This window comes from Amycolatopsis regifaucium, assembly GCF_001613935.1.
GTDB lineage: Bacteria > Actinomycetota > Actinomycetes > Mycobacteriales > Pseudonocardiaceae > Amycolatopsis > Amycolatopsis regifaucium.
Genome location: NZ_LQCI01000002.1, coordinates 389936 through 409624, shown reverse-complemented (window position 1 = coordinate 409624; position 19689 = coordinate 389936). Strand labels below are relative to the sequence as shown.

Sequence of the window (19689 nt, the reverse complement as noted above, 5' to 3'; positions counted from 1 at the left end):
CCGAACCGTTGCGGGATCGCTTCAAGTGCCAGAGGATGAGAGCACGGCCATTCCGGCACGCGACGCTCGGCAGGAGGATTTCCGGTGGATCTCAGGCGGCAGGTGGTCGGGCGTTGGCCATCGAAATGGCCCGTCCAGCCGTTCCGTGAACCGGCTTGGGCCCGGCAGGAACCGACCTACCGCGAATGCGGCCCCGCGCTGATCGACGCCGCGGTCAAACGCGCCGACGCCCGTCCGGCCGGCAACTGGTTCGTCGTCGCGGCCAGCCGGGAGATCCGCGAGGATCAGCCGCTGGGGCTGCGCGCCGGTGGCCGGGAACTGGTGGCCTGGCGTGGCCAGGACGGCGACCTGGTCATCGGACCCGGTGCCTGCCCGCATCTCGGTGCCCCGCTCGCTCAGGCTCGTGTCCATTGTGGAGAGTTGGTCTGCCGGTGGCACGGGTTGCGGATCGGGCCGGAGCGGCCCGGCTGGTCGCGGTTGCCGTCCTACGACGACGGCGTGCTCGCCTGGGTGCGCCTCGACCGCTTCGGTGGCGAAAACCCCACGGAACGGCCGATGGTGCCGGTCCGTCCGCGAGGTGACCTCACCATCGACGCGGTCGCGACGCTGACCGGGACGTGCGAACCCGTGGACGTCGTCGCGAACCGGCTCGATCCTTGGCACGGCGCCTGGTTCCACCCGTACTCGTTCACGCGTCTGCGGGTTTTGTCGGCTCCGCAAGGGCACGACGTCACCGACGCCGAGGACAAGTTCGTCCTCGAAGTGACCTTCCGGCTCGCCGGGAAACTGGGCGTGCCGGTGCTCGCCGAGTTCACCTGCCCCGAGCCGCGCACCGTGCTCATGACCATCGTCGAGGGCGAAGGCGCGGGCAGTGTGGTCGAAACCCACGCCACCCCGCTCGGGAACGGCCCCGACGGACGACCGCGCACCGCCGTGATCGAGGCGACGATAGCCACCTCCGACCGGCCCGGTTTCGCCAAGGCCGCCCGGATCGCACCGGCACTGCGGCCACTGATGCGCCGCGCGTCCGCCCGTCTCTGGCGGGACGACCTCGCCTACGCGGAGCGGCGCTACGCCTTGCGAGCGGGGGACATCGCCGATGGCCGGGCATGAAACCGACGTCGTCATCGTGGGTGCGGGACTCGCCGGTCTCGCCGCGGGTCTGCACCTGCACCGGGCCGGGATCGCCTGTGCGGTCCTGGAAGCCGGGGACGAGGTCGGCGGCCGGGTGCGCACGGACGTCGTCGACGGCTTCCGGCTGGACCGCGGCTTCCAGATCCTCAATCCGGCTTATCCCGCCATTCAGCGCCTTACCGATGTGGACGCACTCCGGCTGGGCAGGTTCTGGCGCGCGGTCAGGGTTTCCGACGACGCTCGCACGAGCCTGCTCGGAAATCCCCTCGACACACCCAAGGCGCTGCGCGATGTCGCGGCACGGCGGTACCTCTCGGCCAAGGACCTGGCGGCGCTCGGGGCGCTGACCGCTCGCGTCGCGGCCGGCCCGGCTCGATCGATCATCCGCGGTGACGACAGCACGACCGCCGACGAACTGCGCCGGACCGGGCTGTCGGACCGGGCTGTCGACACCGTGCTCCGCCCGTTCCTGTCCGGGGTCTTCCTGGAAGCCGGTTTGAGTACCTCTTCGCGGTTCTTCCGGCTGGTGTGGCGGAGTTTTCTCCGGTCCGCGCCCTCGTTGCCCGCACTCGGGATGGGAGAACTGCCGAGGCAACTCGCGCGGCTGTTGCCCGTTTCCGCCGTGCGGACCGGCTGTCCGGTCGAGGAAGTCGAAGGCGGCCGGGTGCGGACCTCCGGCGGAGACGTCTGGAACGCGCGAGCCGTCGTCGTCGCCACGGACGGGACCACCGCCGCGCGGCTTGTCGGTGGCGTACCGGAACCCCGGTGGAACAGCGTCACGACGTGGTACTTCACCCCGCCGCGGTCACCGTTGCGGGAGCCGGTCATCGTGATCGACGCCCGTGGCGGGCCGATCCTCAGCACCGCGGTGCTCAGCGAGGTCTGTCCCACCTACGCCCCGGACGGTGCCGCGCTCGTCAGCACCTCGGCGCTCACCCCGCTCGAGGAAGCGGAAGTGCGGCGAGAACTGAGCCGGATGTACCGCGACGACGCGTCCCGATGGCCGCTGGCCGGGCGCTACGAGATCCCGCACGCGCTACCGGACATGACGGCGCCGCATGACATTCGCCGCGAAATCCGTTTCGGCGAAAGGATTTACGTTTGCGGCGATCACCGGGACACCAGCTCCCTGCAAGGCGCGCTGGCGTCCGGCGCCCGGACCGCCCGAGCCGTGGCACGCGACCTCAGAGCGGGGTGAGTGGTACGCCACGCCACGTTTCCGCGATCTCCGGCCCGGGTACGCGCAGGCTGTGCGGATTGTGATCACCGGGGCGACCGGAAATGTCGGGACGGCGCTGCTCCACGCCCTCGAACCCGGCGACGACGAGCTGATCGGCGTGGCCAGGAGGCTGCCCGACACCACGGCCGCGCCCTATCGCGCGGCGGCCTGGTCGGCCATGGACCTCGGGGACGACGTCGGCCGCGCGAAGCTGACCGACCTGGTGGAGGGCGCCGACGCGGTCGTCCATCTCGCCTGGGCGATCTCGCCGGAGCGCGGGGACCCGCCGATGTGGCGGACCAACGACCACGGAACCCGGAACGTGCTCGCCGCGGTGGCCGCGGCCGGGGTACCGCATTTGGTCGTCATGTCGTCCGTCGCCGCCTACGGGCCGGCGCCTCGGTGGAAGAAGGTCACCGAGGATTGGCCGCGCGAGGGCATCCCGACCAGCGCCTACAGCCGAGGCAAAGCCGGACTGGAGGCCTTGCTCGACCGGTTCGAGGCGACCCATCCGGAGACCGCGGTGGCCAGGTTGCGGCCGTGCGCGATCCTGCAGCGACGGGCGGCGGGGGAGTTCGAGCGCTGGCTGCTGGGCCCGGCCGTCCCCGCCGGGGTCGTGGGCCGCCGGTGGCTGCCGCTCCCGCTCTGGACGGAGCTGCGGGCGCAGGCGGTGCACAGCGCCGACGTCGCCGAAGCGATCCGGCTGGTGCTTGCGCGGCGTTTCACCGGAGCGGTGAATCTCGCCGCCCCGGGTGTGCTGGACGCCGACGCGCTGGCCGGTCTGCTCGGCGGGCTCCGTGTTCCGGCGCCGCGATCACTCGTCCGGGTGGCCGCGCACGCCGCCTGGCGGACGGGCGCCTTGCCGCTGCATCCCGGCTGGCTGGATCTCGCCGACGGCGCGCCGCTCGTGGACACAACCCTCGCCGAGACCACACTGGGCTGGAAACCCGAACACGACGCCGCCAGTGTGGTCGCGGAACTGGTCGCCGGACTCCGGTCGGGTGAAGGGGCCGCGAGCGCGCCACTCGCCCCGCCGCGCGGGCACGACCTGCTGGCCCGGCTCCGCTCGCTCGCCCGTGGCAGGCCCAGCCACCAATCACAATCCTGACGATCGGGAGGCTCGGATGAGCACGGAAGTCTTCGACGCGGTCGTCATCGGCGCCGGCCACAACGGCCTGGTCGCGGCGAACCTCCTGGCCGACGCCGGCTGGTCGGTGCTGGTGCTGGAGCAGGCGGAAAAGCCGGGCGGCGCCGTACGGACCGACGAAGTCACCGCGCCCGGGTTCCGCAACGACCTCTGCAGCGCGTTCTTCCCGCTCACCGCGGTCTCACCGGTGATGCGGGGACTGCGGCTGGAAGACCACGGGCTGAGCTGGCGGCACGCTCCCGACGTCCTCGCGCACGTCCTGCCCGACGACCGGTGCGTGGTGCTCTCGCGGGACATCGAGCGGACGGCGGCCTCGGCCGACGAATTCGCGCCGGGCGACGGCGCCGCGTGGCGAAGCTTGTTCGGGCAGTGGCAGGACATTCGCGAGCCGCTGCTGAACGCGTTGTTCACGCCGTTCCCGCCGGTGCGCCCGGCTGTGCGGCTGCTGCGGCGGACAGGGGTCGCCGACGCGCTGCGGCTGGCGCGGATGCTCACCCTGCCCGCCCGCCGGTTGGGGGAAGAGCATTTCGACGGCGAGGGTGCCCGGCTGTTGCTGGCCGGGAACGCCGCGCACAGCGACCTCTCCGTGGACAACGCGGGCAGCGCCGTCTTCGGCTGGCTGCTCGCGATGATCGGGCAGGACGTCGGCTTCCCCGTGCCGGTCGGCGGAGCCGGTGAGTTGATCGCGGCACTGGTGCGACGGCTCGCCGCCCGCGGCGGTGAGATCCGCTGCGGTTGTCCCGCGACGGAGGTGCTTGTCGCGGGTGGACGGGCGATGGGCGTGCGCGACGCCGACGGCAACCCCATCCGGGCGCGCAAGGCGGTACTCGCGGATGTGCCGGCGCCGACGTTGTACGGCGAGATGGTCGCGCCGGAATGGCTGCCCTCGCGGCTGCTCGACGATCTCGGCCGGTTCCAATGGGACAGTGCCACGGTGAAGGTGGATTGGGCGCTGTCCGGTCCCGTTCCGTGGACGGCGGAAGGCGCTCGCGGGGCGGGCACGATCCACCTCGGCGCGGATCTGGACGGTCTGTCGGCCTTCGGCGGCGAACTGGTCCGCGGCCGGAGCCCGCGAAATCCGTTCCTGCTGTTCGGGCAGATGACGACGAGCGATCCGCACCGTTCGCCCCCGGGTACCGAAGCGGCGTGGGCGTACACCCATGTCCCCCGCGGGCTGATGGAGCACCGGGAGGAACTGGACCGGCAGATCGCGCGGATCGAAAAGACGATCGAGGCCAGTGCGCCGGGGTTCCGCGAGCTGATCCAGGGCCGGTACGTGCAGGGCCCGCTCGAACTGGCCGCCCATGACCCCGGGCTGGTCGGGGGCGCGATCAGCGGCGGGACCACGGCCATCCACCAGCAGTTGTTCTTCCGGCCAGTCCCCGGCCTCGGCCGCGCGGACACCCCGGTGGACCGCTTGTTCCTCGCGGGCTCGTCGGCGCATCCGGGCGGCGCGGTCCACGGGGGCCCCGGCGCCAACGCGGCCCGCGCCGCGCTGGCCAGGGCGGGCCTGCTCGGCGAGGGCTACGCGGCGGTGATCGGCGCGGCGAACCGGGCCGTCTACCGCTGAGCGTCCTTGCGGTTCGCGTACTTCCCGGTCGCCAGATCCGCCAGACGGGCGAGGGCTTCGGTGTTGCGCGGCTTGGCGACGAGCGCCTGAACCGCGTCGGGCAGCACCTTGACGGGACCACCCACGACGCTTTCCTTCATCCTGACCTCGGTCTTGCCCGCACCGTGGGGAACGAGCGTGAGCTCGACCGCCGCCGCACCGAGCGGCCAGCCCCTCGCCTCCAGTGACAGGGAAACCCCCGGCTCGACCGCCTTCACGACCGTCACGTCCTGGATGTGGAAGGGCCACGGCCCGACGCTGTGGTGGATCCGCGAACCGACGGCGGGCCAGTCCTCGTCGACGTCACGGATGTGGGAACTGCCGACGACCCAGCTCGCGTACAGCCAGCCGTCGGCGAGCACGGTGAAAACGGCGTCCGGTGGTACGTCGACGACTCGGCTGACTTCGCTCACGGCGTCCTCCTGTTGTGGGTTGGCAGAGCCCGGATACCCGGACGGCGCGACTTGAATCGAAGACGCAACGCCCGGGTGATACCCGCCACGGGCGAATCGATCGGCGAGAGCCGGTTCGCGACCGGTGCTTCCCATGTCACCGTTGGGCAACTACGCCGTCCCAGTGGCCGATTTCGTGGTTACGCTCCGGCGGAACCGGGCAAAGCGCCTGGTCGAGGAAGGAAACCGATGAGCCGCAAGTATCGCCTGATGACCCTGCTGGCCGCCGGCGTAGCCGTCGCGGGAACGGTGGTCGCACCCGCCACCGCCATGGCCGCGCCGAGCTGCACCTCGGATCTGTGCCTGTGGTCGGGTACCAACTACACCGGGACGAAGAGCACGGCAGGCTATTTCGACAAGAACACCCACTGCTATCCGGACAAGCACTACAACTCAGCGGTCAGCCGCACCGGGTACAGCATCCGGATGTACAACGGCTCCTCGTGCAACGGCCCGTCGTTCGTGCTCGCGCCCGGCAAGCAGATCGCGCAGACGAGGTTCGTGGTGCACAGCTTCCGCCGCGCCTGATCGAACGCGCGGCCTGGTCGCCGACAGCCGACCGGCGCCAATGTCTACAAGGGACACACTCTTGTGACCGGACGTCCGGTTTATGCCCTTATGTCCCGTCTGTAAGGGTGCGTGTGTTGTGAAAGTGGCTTTCACGTGAGCGGGCGCGCGACTCCTGGCCCGCGCCGTAGACCGTAGAGATCGCGGCACTGTCCCTGTTTCCACACACCCCCTCACCTCTTCACGAGTCTGGCCGGTGTGACTGGACCGGTCACGCGCGACTGTGTGGATTTCTGGTCATCCAACGTCCCGAAATCCACACAGTCGCTTTCGGCCCGCGTTCCTTGCCACTACCCTCAAGGTAGTGAAGGGAGCCTTCGCCGAAGAACGTCCCTTGTGGACAGCGGGGGACACGATCCGCTCGTTGTCGAACTGCCCTCGACGACGACGTGCCGTGGAGGCGTGATGCGGGCTGGCGAACATCCACGGATACACCTCCAGCACAACCACAACTGGCGGTTGGAAGGATCACTGGGAATCCTCACCTACTCGCTGCACCCGATCCCGGTGCCACGGCCGGCCAAGGGAGTGAAGACCGCCCCCGTGCGGTGCGGCGCCTGTGAAACCGAACTCGACGTACGGGTCTACAGCGCCCAGCTCACCAGGATCACCCGTTCGCTGTTGTTGCTGGTCGGCGTCGGAGCGCTGGTCGCGACGGTGCTGGTCGCCGTGCTGCTCATGGGATCGGACGAGCCTCGGAACGGCAGCGAACCCCCGGAGTCGACTCTGTCCTACCTTCCGGTCGGCTTCGGCATAGTCGCCCTTTTCACCGTCGGCACTGTCGGAATCGTCGGTTCGTACTTCTACGACGGGGTGCGGCTGCCTCGGCGCAGTGGCCACGCGCTTCGCCGTCCGCGACGACGCTCGCGATCTTGATCAGGCGGGGACACACTGGGGCGGGGTGCTCGCGGCGTCCGTCCGTGACGGCCGCGGGTGGCCCTGAGGAGGAACGATGGGCGCTGACGCCAGATCGCTGCTGCAACTACTCGTCGAGGACGCCGACGCCGACGCTTTCGACGCCGCCGTGGCACAGGCACGCGCGAGGAACCTGCCCGCGCGGGAGCTGGACGCGCTCGAACGCGACCGGGCGATCGCGTTGCGGCTGCGGGACACCCTGATCCGGCACCGGCGCAACGAAGCCGAGCTGCAGTTGCTCAACGACACCGCCAACGATCTGGCGGCGATGCGGGATCTCGACTCGATTCTGCAGGCCATCGCGGACCGTGCCCGCCGTCTGCTGGAATGCGACCTGGCCTACATCAGTCTCAGTGACAGCGACCGCGGCGACTGCTACATCAGGGCCGCGGCGGGCAACATCTCGGGCTTACTGGTCGGCCTCCGGCTGGCCCCGGGCAGCGGGCTCGGCGGCATGGTCGCCCGTACGGGGGAGCCCTGCAGTGTCGAGGCCTACCTGCACGACACGACGCTGCACCACACCGAGCAGATCGACCGGACCGTGGCCGCGGAACGGATCGAGTCGCTGCTGGGCGTGCCGGTGAAACTCAAACAGGAGGTCATCGGCGTCCTGCTGGCCGCGCACCGCGCCGTGCGTTCCTTCAGCAGCCGCGACATCACCGCGTTGAGCATGCTCGCCAACCACGCCGCGGTGGCGATCGAGAACGCCAGGCTGCTGGCCGCGGCCCAGACCGCCGTCGGAGATCTCCGGGTCGCCAACGCCACCATCGGCTCGCATGTGGACGATCTGGAACGCACCGCCGACGTCCACGAGCGGCTCACCAAGCTGGTCATCCAGGGCAAGGGCGTCGACGAGGTCGCGCACGCCACCGCCGGGGCGGTGTCCGGGCACGTGCTGATCGTCGACGAGCACGGCAGCGTCGTCGCCGGCTCCAGTCCCGAGAACGGGCAGCCGCCGCTGCCGATCGCCGAACTCGGCGTCGAGGCACGCCGATCCGGTCACACCCTGGTTCGGGACCGGCTGTGTGTGGTGCCGATGATCACCGAGTCCGAGCCGCTCGGCACCTTGGTGCATGTCGGTACGAGCAGCATCAGCGACATCGACCGGCGGATCCTGGAGCGTGCGGCGCTCGTGGCCGCGCTGGTGCTGGTCACCCGGCGGAGAATGGCCGAGGCCGAAGCGCAGGTCCGGGGTGAACTGCTCGGCGAGCTGCTCACCCGGAAGGCACAGGACGTCGACCTGCTGCGGCATCGCGCGTCGATCCTCGGCGTCGACCTCGACGCCTGCACCGTCCTGATCGTCGCTCATTTGCACGGGCCGGTACGCGAGCGGATCCATCCGGCGCTGGCCGCGCTGGCCCGCCGCTTCCGCGGCCTGGCCACCCACCATCACGACACGGTCGTCTTCCTGGCACCCGGCGACGAGCCGGGCGCGGTCGGCCGCGCCGTGTCATGGGAGCTCGCCCGCACCGCTCGCGATCAGGTCACCGCCGGGGTGGCGCGCGTGCCGCATCCCACGGCCGTCACCGCCGCGCACGACGAGGCCGAGAAGTGCTTGCGCGCGCTGCTGGCACTCGGCCGCCACGGTGACACGGCCCAGACCGCCGACCTCGGTTTCGTCGGGGCGCTGTTCAACGGCCGCCCGGACATCGCGAACTTCGTCGAGGCCACCCTCGGGCCGGTACTGGCTTACGACCGTGACCACGGCTCCGATCTGGTGCGGACACTGGAGGTGTTCTGTGCCAGTAACCAGAACGCCCGCACCACCGCGCAGGAACTGCACGTCCACCACAACACCGTGTCCCAGCGCCTGACCAGGGTCGCGCGGCTGCTGGGGGAGGACTGGCGGCAGGCCGAGCGCCTACTGGAGATCCAGGTCGCCTTGCGGTTGAACAAACTCGGCGGCTGCTGACGGTGGGTGCCGAGGTCATCATGAGCGCGAAAGAAACCTCATTGCCCCTCAAGGTGGGAGCAGGGGTGGCGATTCGGGTGAGTGCTCGAATCGCCACCCGCGACCTCAGAACCTCGTGCAGCGGTAGCTCGACGCCAGTGCCGGGTCACCGTGCCCGGTGTAGCGCGACCGCTGCGGCAGCGGGCACAGGTCCCGCGACGCCGAGCCGTCGAGGGTGGTCGCGGCCAGTGTGGCCGGGGCCTTCCCGTGCTCGACCCAGTCGACCAGCGCGCGCAGCGCGCCGACCGGCTGCGCACCCGCGCCACCACCACAGTGCTGCACACCGGGTGCCAGGAACAGGCGGTAGAAGTCGTTCACCCGCGCCGCTCCGCCCATCCGCCGCTCGACCTGCTCGCGGTAGGCGAGCGTCCCGCCCGGCGGGATCAGCTGGTCCGCCGTGCCGACGACGGTGATCAGCTTGCCGCCGGCGCGCCGGAAGTCCGACAGGTTCGAATCGGAGGTGCCGATGACCCGGTCGTACTCCCGCACCGACTGGCGGAACAGTCGAGCGCGCCGTCGTCGGACCTCGCGTGGCCCCCGTTGCGGCCCTCGGCGGTGGAGGAGGCGACCGCGGTGTAGGTGACTTCAGACATCGGCTTTCCTTTGCGTTCCGTGGTTTGTGCCGACCACGTCACGAACGCGGGAATCGCCGCGGCGACCGTCGGACGACGTCACCGGTGTACGTCACCGCGATCGGTGAACCGGACGTCTATCGGTTGTGTGCGCCACTGCAGTAGGAATGGTGTGCTGACGGGAAAACGCGACGGATGAGGGGTACCCGGTGGGCAAGGACGTGCAGGACACGGTGGCGGAGCTCGTGGATCAGGGTGTCGTCGGCGTCATCGTCGCCTGGGCCGACAACAACGGCATCACCCGGTCGCGCACCGTCCCCGTGCGCGGGCTGGCGTCGGCCGCGCGCACCGGGATCGGCATCACGCCGCTGTTCGCCGTTTTCGACTCCCACGACGCGATCACCTTCGGGCACAAGGGACTCGCCACCCCCTCCGGGGACATCCGGCTCATGCCCGAGATGGACCGCCTCGTGCGCCTGTCCGGCCAGCCCGGCTTCGCGTGGGCGCCGGGACACCAGGTCGCCGCCGACGGCTCGGCCTGGGCCTACGATCCGCGGCGGGTGCTCGAGCGGCAGGTGGAGCGGGCCGCGAGCGCGGGCCTGACCGTGCGCGCGGGCTACGAGATGGAGTTCCAGCTCACGACCGTGGACGCGGACGGGTTCCGCCCGGTGCACGACGGCCCCTCTTACGGGCCCGTCCGCACGCTGGCCGTCGACGGGTTCGCCGAGCAGCTGCTGCGGGACCTGGACCGGAACGGGGTCGGGGTGCACCAGTTCCACGGCGAATACGGGCCAGGGCAGTTCGAACTCAGCATCGTGGCCCACGACCCGCTCACGGCGGCCGATCACCAGCTGCTCGCCCGCCAGACCATCCACGCCGCCGCCCGCTCGCACGGTCTGCGGGCGAGTTTCTCGCCGCTCGTGGAGACCGGCACCGTCGGCAACGGCTGGCATCTGCACACCTCCGTCAGCCGCGACGGCGTCAACCTGCTCGAAGGCGGTACCGGACCGCACGGCCTCACCGCGAACGGTGCCGCCTACCTGGCCGGGCTGTTGCGCGACCTGCCCGCTGTCGTCGCCGTGAGCGCGCCGAGTGTCGTATCGCTGTTGCGCCGGCGTCCTGGGTTCTGGTCCGGCGCCTATGGCTTCTGGGGTGCCGAGAACCGGGAAGCGTCGCTGCGGCTGGTCCCGGGCTCGGAGTTCCTGGGCGCCGGGCACGCCAACGTCGAACTGAAGCCGTCGGACGCCTCGGCCAACCCGTACCTCGCGCTGGCGGTCGTCATCGCGGCAGGGGTGTCCGGCATCGAGGACAACCTCACCCCGCCGGACCCGGTCCAGCAGGACCCCGGCACATGGACCGACGCCGAACGCGCGGACGCGGGTATCCGCCTCCTTCCCTCCACAGTGGACGAACAGCTCGCCGCGCTGGCGGACGACACGCGGATCTCCGCGGTCCTCGGCGCGGAGCTGGCCGACGCCTTCCGCGCGGTGCGGGAGTCCGACGCCGCGTGGGCGGCGCCGCGGTCGCCCGAGGAGGTGGTCGCGGGACACCGCTGGCTGTACTGACCACGAAGTGACGTACAAGCTCGGCGTCACTTGACGCTCGCGGGGGCCGTTCCGGCAAGCCTGCTTCCGATATGCGGAGCCGGGCAGTCGTGATCGGACAACAGCAAGGGGTGTCGCCTCGATGCCGGTTGACCGTCCTCGGACCGCCCGGGCTCAGCTGTGGGGGCGCGGAGCTGGACCTCGGCGCGCCGCAACAGCAGGCCGTGCTGATGCTGCTGCTCGCCCGCAGCGGCAGTTTCGTCCGGGTCGGCGAGCTCGTCGACGGCCTGTGGGGCTATCGGGCCCCGGCGACCGGTGAGGCCGTCATCCGGACCTACATCTTCCGGATCCGCCGGGTGTTCTCCGCGCACGGCCTCGCTTCGGCGATCCGCTCGCAGGCCGGTGGTCTGTTCCGAGTCGATCTACCCGTACGCCGTCTTCGGGCACGACTGGACCGCCGATCCACCGTCGCGGTGGCAAAATCAGCACTTGGAGACCGAGCTGTGGGCGCCGCGCCGGCCGGCTTTGTTCGTCCGTGATCCGCTTGGCAATGCCCCGTCGATGTAGCGGATGTCCGTACGAAGCGCGTCACGGGAGCTCCCCGACCTGAGCGACGCGCGCGCCGCCGACGTCATCGTCGACACGTTCCTGCGCGGGTTCGGCGCGGGCGAGCATCAGCGCGGCGAGGTCGACAATTTCGGTGTCGGCGGTATCGAGCCACGGTCGAGGGAAAAGACGGCGAGGAAATAGTTCGCTTGAACGCAGCGAACGTTCTCCCCGCCGGTGAGCCGCACGGTCAGCGCGCCGTGCGCCACGGTCAGCTCGGCGCTCGTCTCGGCGCAACCGGGCACGGCGAAGGCGAACGCACGCCGGTCGGCAGGCGGAACGAACGACAAAGCCGCGCGGACCTCGTCCACGTTCGTGATCTCGGCGCTCTCCAGCGCTCGTCGGAACGCCTGTGCCTCGGCTGTGCCCAGTTCCGCGGGTCGCAGGTCCGCCGACCTCTGGTGCAGGCCGTCGAGGCCCACGAAGGACTCCAGCCGCGTCGTCCCCTCACCGCCGACCGCGCCACATCCCGCCAGCACCAGTACCAGACACGCCGCTGTCCATCTCATGTGCCTGAGACGTAGCCGGACACCTCTCCGGTTGCGCGGCGGCACCGGACTCCGGTCGGCCCGCTCGCCAGAGGCCGCGGACCAGACGGGGTCAGCGGGCTCAGAGACCGGCCGCCCGGACCAGTTCCGGCGGACCACCGGCCACGGCTAAGGACCATCCACGGTGCCCGTCTGATCGGCTTCTGGACTTCCTTCGCGAGATCCAGGAGAGCACCCCGTGGACGGTGGTGGTCACCGCGGAAGCCGGTACCCCGGCGGGTCGACCTGGCGAGCGACCGTGGTCGTCGACCCGCGGCGCTGGCTCGGACTGGCCTTCGAAACGCTGGATCCCGTGACCGGCAGGCGCGCCACCTACGACATCGACACCGACCTGTACGACATCTCGCAGGACGAACAGCGCGAATTCGCGGAGGAGATCGAAAGCGACATCGTCGAATTCCTCGACAACCTGCGAAATCGGGTCGTTCTCCGAGGAAACGGTGGGTCGAAATTCGTGATCGTCTTTCTATGGCGCCTCCGGTGAAGAAGCTTCGTTGGGGAAAGCGCGGAAGTCGAACCGGATGATCCCCGCCGCGCCCGGTGCGCGAGTGGCCACCGGCGTGATGATCCCCGCCGCGCCGGAGTCGGCCAAGCGGGCCAGCAGAGCGGCCAGCACCTCGGGGGCCTCGACCGGTTCGGTCGGGGTCTGCATGAGCGTGCGATGCAGGATCCCGACGTCCCAGCCACTGTTGTTGCCGCTGCCCGCCGGCACGGCGACGGTGACGTCGAGCAGCCACCGCGGGGATTTGCCGGGTATCGAAGGTGTGGCATGCGCGGTCAGGCCGATGATCTGGTCGGCGCGCAGGAGGCCATCGCTGAGCGTACGGATCCAAACCTTGTCCAGCCCCATGAAAAGCCCTTCGTTTCGATTCGCGGGGGGTTTCTGTCAGTCTCGGCTGAGATCGTCCAGGTGATATCTCCGTGCGGCGGCGACGACCATGCCGACGATGCCGGTTACCACGGCGCTGAAGATGATCACGACTGTCATGTCACGTGCTCCGGTGATGCTCAAAGGGTCATGGGATCGCCCGACGGCGCGACGGGCACCCGATTAGCACTCGGAGTTGCAGAGTGCTAATTCTCTCTTAGCACTTCCGCGCCCGTGGTCGCAACCATGTCGTCGGCACATCGGGCATGGTCACCCTCGCGAACTTGGCACGTCCATGACAAATCGGCGGTTCGTTCGCGTAGCCCGCGAGTGACGGTTCAGCGGCGGGTTGACAGCGGTGGTCGGTGCTGCGATTGTCCCTAACAATCGTTAGGGAGGAAACAATGACGTTGTTCCCTGGTCGCGTATTTCTCGCTGTCGTGGTCGCGTTCGCGGCGGTTCTGGTCGCGCCGGCCGCACACGCCGCCGAGACCGCCGATCCGGCGGCTTCCTCGGTCGACCCGCGGTGGGCGGAACCCGGGCCGTTCGCCGTCGCGGTCGACACCGGGCTGAGTCACACGTTCTACCGGCCGGCGGTGCTCGACCAGGGCGCTCCGCATCCGGTGATCGTCTGGGGGAACGGCACGGGAGCGACTCCGGCGGCTTACGACGGACTGCTGCGGCATTGGGCCTCATACGGGTTCATCGTCGCGGCGGCCAACACGCCGTTCGCCAATGACGGCAAGGCGATGCTCGGCGGTGCCCGATGGCTCATCGGAGAGAATCAGCGGCCGGGAAGTCGCTACCACCGGAAGGTCGACACGAAGGCGATCGGATCGGCGGGGCATTCGCAGGGCGGGGCCGGCGCGATCAACGCCGGGGCCGATCCGATAGTCACCACGACGATCGCGCTGCAGCCCGGGCCGCTGGCCGACGCGGGCAAGCTCCACGGGCCCACGCTCTTCCTCGCCGGGCAGACGGACACCATCGTCAAACCCGGCTCGATCGTGCTTCCGTTCTATGAGGCGGCCGAGCAGATTCCCGCGGTCTACGCGGAACTGAAGGGCGCGGGCCACTTCGAACCGGCGCTCGACGGCGGCAGGTTCCGTGGTGTCCTCACGGCGTGGTTCACCTATCGTCTCAAGGGAGACGAGCGGGCCAAGGCCGAGTTCGCCGGTCCCTCCTGTGGGCTGTGCACGGATCCGGAGTGGAGCGACGTGCGGCGGAACGACAAGGCCGAGAGCGGCCAGGTCTGAGGAAAGGGCCGGCACACTGAACGAGAACCCGCAACCCCGCGACCTCACCGCACTGACCAGGGTCCGTGCGGCGGAGCCGCGGTTGCCGCCGGGGACCAGCACGGGTACCGAGTCGCGCATCCTCCTGGAATCGCTGCGCCTGTTCGCCTATCACGGCTATCCGGCCACCAGCGTGCGGAAGATCGCCACGGCGATCGGGATCAAGGCGCCCAGTCTGTACGAGCATTTCGCCGCCAAGGAGGACATCCTGACGCGGATAGTCCACATCGGACACAGTGTGCTGCTGGCCTCGTTCGAGCGGACGATCGCCGAATGCGACCCCGACCCGGTGAGTCAGATCCGGGAACTGGTGCGCACCCATGTGCTCAACCACGTCACGTACCCGCTGCTGGCCATCGTCACCAACGACGAACTGCATCATCTTTCCCCGGCGCGCGCCGGGGAGGTCCTGGCCTTGCGGCAACGCACCGAACAGATCGCTGTCGAGGCCGGCGTCCGTGGCGTCGAACAAGGCTTGTTCGACGGCTCCGAACTCGTCGCGACCACGGCGGCGATCGCGAGCATGGGGGTACGGGCGCCGTACTGGTTCGTGCCCACCCCCGGCTACGGGGCCGCCGACCTCGCCGACGCCTATGCCGAGCTGGCCATCCGGATGCTGCGGCCCGGGGACCCCGCGGGGTCAGGCCGGTCGAGGTGACCGGTCATGTGGACTGATTCCCGCACCGCTGACGCGCCCCCCGCCTGGACGGACCTGGCCACCTACGTCGGCAGGCAGGAGGAGGGTGCGGAGGTACGCAGGCTGCTCGGGTCCGCGCGGCTGGTCACGTTGACCGGTCCGGGCGGGGTGGGGAAGACCCGCCTCGCCGAACGGGTCGCGGCCAGGCTCCGCCGGGCGTTCGCCGACGGGGTGATCGGCGTGCCGCTCGCCGAAGCGCGTGACGAGCGCCTGCTCGCCGGGCTGATCGCGCACCGGCTCGGACTGCACGACCGGTCGGTCCAGCCCACCCTCCACACGGTCGCCGACTATCTGCGCGAGAAACAACTTCTGCTCGTGCTCGACAACTGCGAGCATCTCGTCGCGGATTGCGCCGAGCTGGTCACCACCCTCTTGCGCCACTGCCCACGGCTGGTGGTGTTGTGCACCAGCCGGCGGTCCCTCGGCGTGGCCGGTGAACACGTTCACGCCGTGCCGCCGCTGACCGTCCCATCCGGACACGGCACCTCCGTGCGTGAGCTGGAAGCCAGTGAGGCCGTCCAGCTGTTCGTCGATCGCGCCTGCTCGGTATTGCCATCGTTTCGGCTCACCGACGACAACGGGCCGGACGTGGCCAAGGTGTGCCGTCAGGTGGACGGGCTGCCGCTGGGCATCGAACTCGCCGCGGCCCGTATCCGGGCGCTGTCGCCGCACCAGATCGCGCGGCGGCTCGAAGACCGCCTCGCGGTACTGAGCACCGGCTCACGCACCGTGCCCGAACGGCAGCGCACCCTGCGGGCCACGGCGGACTGGAGTTTCGCGTTGTGCACCGAGGCCGAGCGGGTGGTCTGGGCGCGGTGCTCGGTGTTCGCCGGATCGTTCGACCTGGCCGCGGCGGAGCACGTTTGCGCGGGCGGCGCACGCGGAGAGGACGTCCTCGCCGCCGTCGACGGTCTTATCGACATGTCGGTGCTGCAGCGAGAGGACGTCGGTTCGACCGTGCGTTACCGAATGCTGGAGACGTTGCGCGACTACGGCCACGAGCAGCTGGTGGCCCGGAACGCGGATCGCGAGGCCGCCCGCAGGCACCGCGACCACTATGACCGGCTGACCCGTGACGCCGACGCCGAATGGTTCGGGCCACGCCAGCCAGAGTGGAACGACCGGCTGCGCGCCGAGCACGCGAATCTGCGCGTCGCGCTGACGTGGTCACTCACCGAGCCCGGCGAAGCAGGCGTGGCGCTGCGCATGGCGACCCGCGTCTCCGAGTACTTCGTGATGAGCGGCGCCGCACGCGAGGCCCGTGAGTGGATCGATCGCGCGCTGGCGGCCGTGGACGAGGACGAGCCTGGGCGGGCCCTCGCGTTGAGCACGTCGGCACTGTGCGCGTTGTTCCAATCCGACCTGCCCTCGGCCCGCGCCCGGCTGGACGAAGCGGCGGCCCTCGACACCGCGGAGGCCGACGCGCACCTCGACTACGTGCGCAGCTTCGCCGCGATGCTGTGTACCGAGCCGACAGTCGAACTGGCCGCGAAGGCGGTGAGGGCCTTCGCCGAACGTGGCGACGTCCGCAGGCAGATGCATCCGCTGTTCATCCTCGGTGTCTCGGTGGCCTACCGCGGTGACCTCGACCTCGCGCGGGCGTTGCTGCGCTGGATGTTGTCGCTGTGCGAGGACGCCGGGGACAGCCACTACCGCTCGATGGCCCTCTTCGGAATCGGTGTCGTCGAGGTGTGGTTCGGTGACGCCGAGGTCGCTGAGACGGCGATGCGCGAGGCACTGCGGATCGACTTGCGCGCCGGTGACAAGCTGTCCGCCGCGTACCGGGTCGACGGGCTGGCCTGGGTCGCGTCGCGGCAGGGCGGGCACACCCGGGCGGCCCGGCTTTTCGGCACGGCGGCGACCATGTGGGACCGCTGCGGGGCGACTCCCGACGTCGCCGTGTCGATCCCGCACCGATGCTTCCGCGACGCCACCCGCGACGCCCTCGGCCTCGACCGGTTCGAGCGCGCGTACGCCGAGGGACGGTCGATGACCCCGGCCGAAGCCGCCGGCGGTACGGGGGAGGACCGCATCGAGGAGCCCCCGCGGCTCCCGCCCTCGGTGTCCCCGCTGACCCGGCGGGAAGCCGAGGTCGCGGATCTGGTCGCCGCGGGAATGACGAACCGGGAAATCGCGCGCCGTCTGGTCATCGCCCAGCGCACGGCCGACACCCATGTCCAGCACATCCTGACGAAGCTGGGTTTCGCGAACCGCACCCAGCTCACGGTCTGGGTCATCGAACGCCGCGCGGCCCACGAGAACTGATCCCGTGGGCCGCGTGAAGTCCGGTCACGCCAGCGCCCGCACCACCAAGTCGGCGACCTTGTCGTCACGCAGCATCGCGAGATGACTGACACCGGGCACCTCGATGTTGTGCACGCCGTCCAGTTTCGAACTGGTGGCCGGGGTGACCACGCCGTCGTTCGGCGACCAAATGACGGTGCCCGCCACGTCGCCGGGCAACGTCTCGCCCGCGTTGAGCTTCGTGAGGAATCCGGAGCCGGGCCGCATTTCCCGGCAGGTGACCTGCCACCCGCAGAGACCGGCGTTGGCCGTGCCGTTGTTCGGCCCGGCCAGCGACACCCAGTCGTCCACCTTGCCCGCGCACGCGCCGTACTTCACGCAGTAGCGGCTGTTGAGGCTGCCCATCGAATGGCCGACCAGGTCCACTTTCGACGCGCCGGTGCGGCTCAGCACCTCATCGACCTTCGCGCCGAGTTGTTCCGCGGTGACGACGTTGGACTGCGTCGTGGTGTTGTAGCCGAACGTGAAGACCTGATCGTCGCGGTACCCGGCCTGCTTCAGCGAGGCCGCCAACTCGGTCCAGTTGGCCGGGCTGCCGAACAACCCGTGGATCAAGATCACCGGATCGCGTTCGGCGGCCACCGGCGAATCCGCCGCGGCGGCGGGAACCCAGGACTGGACAAGGACCCCGACGGTGGCCATGGCGGCCACCGCGATGGCCGCCACACTGCGACGCGCACGCTTCATGAGACTTTCTCCTCGCACCTGGCCGAGACCCTCGCGGTCTCGGTGACAGGCACACACCGTCTCGTGATCGCGCGGCCGGGACATCGCCAGAACTACGGAGATGTCCCTACGTACGTGAAGGCCCCCTTCCTGTACCTAGGCGCAAGGAAGGGGGCCATCATGTACTTCGACAGGGCGGAGGGGTGGTGGCGGCGTGAGCGGCTTCGCGAAGTGGACTCTCGGTATCGGCATCTTGCTCATGGTCGCCGCCGTGGTGTGTTCGATGCGCGACCTGATCCCGGCCTCGGTGATCACCGGTATCGTCGGCCTGATCGGGCTCACCATGGCGGGATACGACGTGATCCACGACTGGTCGGAGCGGGCTGAACTGCGCCGCCGGGGGGAGAAGGCGGCCGCGAGTGGCCGTGACCGCGAACAGAACGGCTGAGAGATCTCAGGCCGTGCAGTTCCTGGGTGAACTCACGTTGACCTTGGCTCCGGTGAATTCCTCGATTATCGCGATGTTCTCCGGGGCGTAGTTCTTGGCGACGATCTTGTCCACGTCCGCACTGCCGAGTTTGGTGGCATAGGACGCGGATTGGTCGAGCCAGTACGCCGACCGGAGAAACTCGATGAGCACCAGTTCGCGCAGCGCGGGTTCGGCCTTGATCTTGGTCCAGTAGTCGGCGTGTTTCGTCTTGGCCGTGCGCAGGTAGAGCAGAAGATAACGCATGTTGGTGGCGACGATGTCCCTGGAATTGCTCGCTCCCACGCCCTGGATGTACTCGGCGACGACCGTCGCCGCGGGCAGACCCATGAGCCCGGCGTTGAGTTCGGCGAGGACTCCCTGCAGGCGGTACGTTCCCTGCTGCGCGTCCCGCAGGTAGATGTCGTCCATGGAGGCGGTGAGCTTGTCCGTGATCAGCGGCAGGATCTCGCGGCGGGGAAATCCGCCGTGCAGCGGCACCTTCATCGCCTTCCGGGACGCGTTGATCCACGCGGACATGTAGACGTCCCAGGACGTTCTCGACGGATCCAGGTCCCACATATGGGTCTCCTCGTGAATGGCCACCATCAGCGATTCGGCGAGGGCGTTGAAACTGGATTTTTCGACGAACTGGCTGAAATACTTGTCGTTGGCTTGAGCGATCGCGAGGCCTTCGCCGCTGGGCCACCGTCGTTTGTACACGGCCTGGATCGTCTGCAGCCACTTCGAAGACTGGAAAGCGGCCTTGATGTCACTTACATCGGCTTTCGGCTGCACAGGTTCTTCGTAGCAGAACGCGGCGCGCGTCCCGCCTGTGTCCGAAGCGGGTGCTGCGGCGGCGACGGGAACCTGGACGAGGGACACGGCGAGGCAAGCGGACAGCAGTGAAACGCGGAATTCGCGGCGCATGAGGACCTCGGTTCACGGTAGGAGTTCCGTGGGTCAAGACGGAAAGTGTCTCCTACTCGGCACCGTCGTCTCAATGATATCGCTTCGCATACGACTGGACGGCCTAGGTGTTACGGCGGCGTACGGAGGAGCGTATTCCCGCCCCGCACATGCGAACGGCACGCGGCGTTGAAGCCGCGTGCCGAAGGGGCGGAGAGAG

The 19689-nt window shown here is 69.5% G+C and carries 19 protein-coding genes and 1 pseudogene; 14 read left to right on the top strand and 6 right to left on the bottom strand.

Features of this window, described 5'->3' with window-relative positions; translation table 11 throughout:
• Positions 1-84: 84 nt before the first annotated feature.
• Genes AVL48_RS03040 through AVL48_RS03025 form a run of 4 tightly spaced genes read left to right on the top strand, consistent with a single transcriptional unit; the run spans position 85 to position 5070 of the window.
• The gene (locus tag AVL48_RS03040) at positions 85-1113 is read left to right on the top strand and encodes a Rieske (2Fe-2S) protein (protein ID WP_061983700.1); all 1029 of its coding nucleotides are present in this window, start codon (positions 85-87) and stop codon (positions 1111-1113) included.
• On the top strand, positions 1100-2332 hold the full coding sequence (locus AVL48_RS03035) for an NAD(P)/FAD-dependent oxidoreductase (protein WP_061983701.1): 1233 nt from the start codon (positions 1100-1102) through the stop codon (positions 2330-2332). Before AVL48_RS03040 ends, AVL48_RS03035 begins: the two co-directional genes overlap by 14 nt.
• 52 nt (positions 2333-2384) lie before the next feature.
• Entirely contained in the window at positions 2385-3461 is a 1077-nt protein-coding gene (locus AVL48_RS03030; protein ID WP_061983702.1) for an NAD-dependent epimerase/dehydratase family protein, read from the top strand.
• Positions 3462-3477: 16 nt separating this feature from the next.
• Entirely contained in the window at positions 3478-5070 is a 1593-nt protein-coding gene (locus tag AVL48_RS03025) for a phytoene desaturase family protein (protein ID WP_061983703.1), read from the top strand.
• On the opposite strand, the gene AVL48_RS03020 is transcribed toward AVL48_RS03025, so the two are convergent.
• Entirely contained in the window at positions 5061-5522 is a 462-nt protein-coding gene (locus AVL48_RS03020) for an SRPBCC family protein (protein WP_061983704.1), read from the bottom strand. The two genes, AVL48_RS03025 and AVL48_RS03020, sit on opposite strands and share 10 nt — an antisense overlap.
• Before the next feature lie 228 nt (positions 5523-5750).
• Here AVL48_RS03020 and AVL48_RS03015 point away from each other — a divergent pair, with 228 nt between their 5' ends.
• The 3 genes from AVL48_RS03015 to AVL48_RS03005 all read left to right on the top strand — a co-directional run bounded on the left by AVL48_RS03015 (position 5751) and on the right by AVL48_RS03005 (position 8955).
• On the top strand, positions 5751-6089 hold the full coding sequence (locus AVL48_RS03015) for a peptidase inhibitor family I36 protein (protein WP_061983705.1): 339 nt from the start codon (positions 5751-5753) through the stop codon (positions 6087-6089).
• Between the two features lie 444 nt (positions 6090-6533).
• Positions 6534-7004, top strand: coding sequence for a hypothetical protein (locus AVL48_RS03010; protein WP_061983706.1), 471 nt, complete (start codon positions 6534-6536; stop codon positions 7002-7004).
• 76 nt (positions 7005-7080) lie between these two features.
• A complete protein-coding gene (locus AVL48_RS03005; RefSeq protein WP_061983707.1) occupies positions 7081-8955 on the top strand; it encodes a helix-turn-helix domain-containing protein in 1875 nt (624 codons plus the stop codon).
• A gap of 105 nt (positions 8956-9060) precedes the next feature.
• Here the strand turns inward: AVL48_RS03005 and AVL48_RS03000 are convergent.
• Positions 9061-9498, bottom strand: a pseudogene (locus tag AVL48_RS03000) (tannase/feruloyl esterase family alpha/beta hydrolase); the annotation flags it as partial.
• Positions 9499-9775: 277 nt separating this feature from the next.
• Between AVL48_RS03000 and AVL48_RS02995 the strand changes: the two are divergent.
• Positions 9776-11131: a type I glutamate--ammonia ligase gene (locus AVL48_RS02995; protein WP_061983709.1), complete on the top strand. Its 1356-nt coding sequence runs from the start codon at positions 9776-9778 to the stop codon at positions 11129-11131.
• A gap of 89 nt (positions 11132-11220) precedes the next feature.
• A complete protein-coding gene (locus AVL48_RS02990; protein WP_244162279.1) occupies positions 11221-11649 on the top strand; it encodes an AfsR/SARP family transcriptional regulator in 429 nt (142 codons plus the stop codon).
• 135 nt (positions 11650-11784) lie between these two features.
• Here the strand turns inward: AVL48_RS02990 and AVL48_RS02985 are convergent, their stop codons facing one another.
• Complete coding sequence (locus tag AVL48_RS02985; protein ID WP_244162278.1) at positions 11785-12225, bottom strand: hypothetical protein; 441 nt, start codon at positions 12223-12225, stop codon at positions 11785-11787.
• Positions 12226-12502: 277 nt separating this feature from the next.
• On the opposite strand from AVL48_RS02985, the gene AVL48_RS02980 reads away from it, so the two are divergent.
• A complete protein-coding gene (locus tag AVL48_RS02980; protein WP_244162277.1) occupies positions 12503-12748 on the top strand; it encodes a hypothetical protein in 246 nt (81 codons plus the stop codon).
• Here the strand turns inward: AVL48_RS02980 and AVL48_RS02975 are convergent.
• Positions 12731-13114 (bottom strand): hypothetical protein, encoded by a 384-nt coding sequence (locus AVL48_RS02975; RefSeq protein ID WP_061983711.1) that lies wholly within the window; start codon positions 13112-13114, stop codon positions 12731-12733. The genes AVL48_RS02980 and AVL48_RS02975 overlap by 18 nt on opposite strands.
• 422 nt (positions 13115-13536) lie before the next feature.
• Between AVL48_RS02975 and AVL48_RS02970 the strand changes: the two genes are divergently transcribed.
• From AVL48_RS02970 to AVL48_RS02960, 3 genes are all read left to right on the top strand, one after another.
• Entirely contained in the window at positions 13537-14388 is an 852-nt protein-coding gene (locus AVL48_RS02970; RefSeq protein ID WP_061983712.1) for a poly(ethylene terephthalate) hydrolase family protein, read from the top strand.
• A gap of 82 nt (positions 14389-14470) precedes the next feature.
• A complete protein-coding gene (locus tag AVL48_RS02965) occupies positions 14471-15085 on the top strand; it encodes a TetR/AcrR family transcriptional regulator (RefSeq protein WP_061983713.1) in 615 nt (204 codons plus the stop codon).
• Positions 15086-15091: 6 nt separating this feature from the next.
• Entirely contained in the window at positions 15092-17389 is a 2298-nt protein-coding gene (locus AVL48_RS02960; protein ID WP_061983714.1) for an ATP-binding protein, read from the top strand.
• 24 nt (positions 17390-17413) lie between these two features.
• On the opposite strand, the gene AVL48_RS02955 is transcribed toward AVL48_RS02960, so the two are convergent.
• Positions 17414-18115 (bottom strand): esterase/lipase family protein, encoded by a 702-nt coding sequence (locus tag AVL48_RS02955; protein ID WP_061983715.1) that lies wholly within the window; start codon positions 18113-18115, stop codon positions 17414-17416.
• Positions 18116-18308: 193 nt separating this feature from the next.
• Here AVL48_RS02955 and AVL48_RS02950 point away from each other — a divergent pair, with 193 nt between their 5' ends.
• The gene (locus AVL48_RS02950) at positions 18309-18542 is read left to right on the top strand and encodes a hypothetical protein (protein WP_061983716.1); all 234 of its coding nucleotides are present in this window, start codon (positions 18309-18311) and stop codon (positions 18540-18542) included.
• 6 nt (positions 18543-18548) lie between these two features.
• Here AVL48_RS02950 and AVL48_RS02945 read toward each other — a convergent pair whose 3' ends face one another.
• Positions 18549-19490 carry a hypothetical protein gene (locus tag AVL48_RS02945; protein WP_244162276.1) on the bottom strand — a complete coding sequence of 314 codons (942 nt, stop codon included), beginning with the start codon at positions 19488-19490 and terminating at the stop codon, positions 18549-18551.
• Positions 19491-19689: the final 199 nt, after the last annotated feature.

Bases quoted from the DNA above. Each gene is read 5' to 3' on its own strand.
- AVL48_RS02960 (WP_061983714.1), top strand. From the start codon at position 15,092: ATGTGGACTGATTCCCGCACCGCTGACGCGCCCCCCGCCTGGACGGAC.
- AVL48_RS03015 (WP_061983705.1), top strand. From the start codon at position 5,751: ATGAGCCGCAAGTATCGCCTGATGACCCTGCTGGCCGCCGGCGTAGCC.
- AVL48_RS03035 (WP_061983701.1), top strand. From the start codon at position 1,100: ATGGCCGGGCATGAAACCGACGTCGTCATCGTGGGTGCGGGACTCGCC.
- AVL48_RS03005 (WP_061983707.1), top strand. From the start codon at position 7,081: ATGGGCGCTGACGCCAGATCGCTGCTGCAACTACTCGTCGAGGACGCC.
- AVL48_RS03010 (WP_061983706.1), top strand. From the start codon at position 6,534: ATGCGGGCTGGCGAACATCCACGGATACACCTCCAGCACAACCACAAC.
- AVL48_RS02985 (WP_244162278.1), bottom strand. From the start codon at position 12,225: ATGAGATGGACAGCGGCGTGTCTGGTACTGGTGCTGGCGGGATGTGGC.
- AVL48_RS02975 (WP_061983711.1), bottom strand. From the start codon at position 13,114: ATGGGGCTGGACAAGGTTTGGATCCGTACGCTCAGCGATGGCCTCCTG.
- AVL48_RS02970 (WP_061983712.1), top strand. From the start codon at position 13,537: ATGACGTTGTTCCCTGGTCGCGTATTTCTCGCTGTCGTGGTCGCGTTC.
- AVL48_RS02955 (WP_061983715.1), bottom strand. From the start codon at position 18,115: ATGAAGCGTGCGCGTCGCAGTGTGGCGGCCATCGCGGTGGCCGCCATG.
- AVL48_RS03025 (WP_061983703.1), top strand. From the start codon at position 3,478: ATGAGCACGGAAGTCTTCGACGCGGTCGTCATCGGCGCCGGCCACAAC.
- AVL48_RS02945 (WP_244162276.1), bottom strand. From the start codon at position 19,490: ATGCGCCGCGAATTCCGCGTTTCACTGCTGTCCGCTTGCCTCGCCGTG.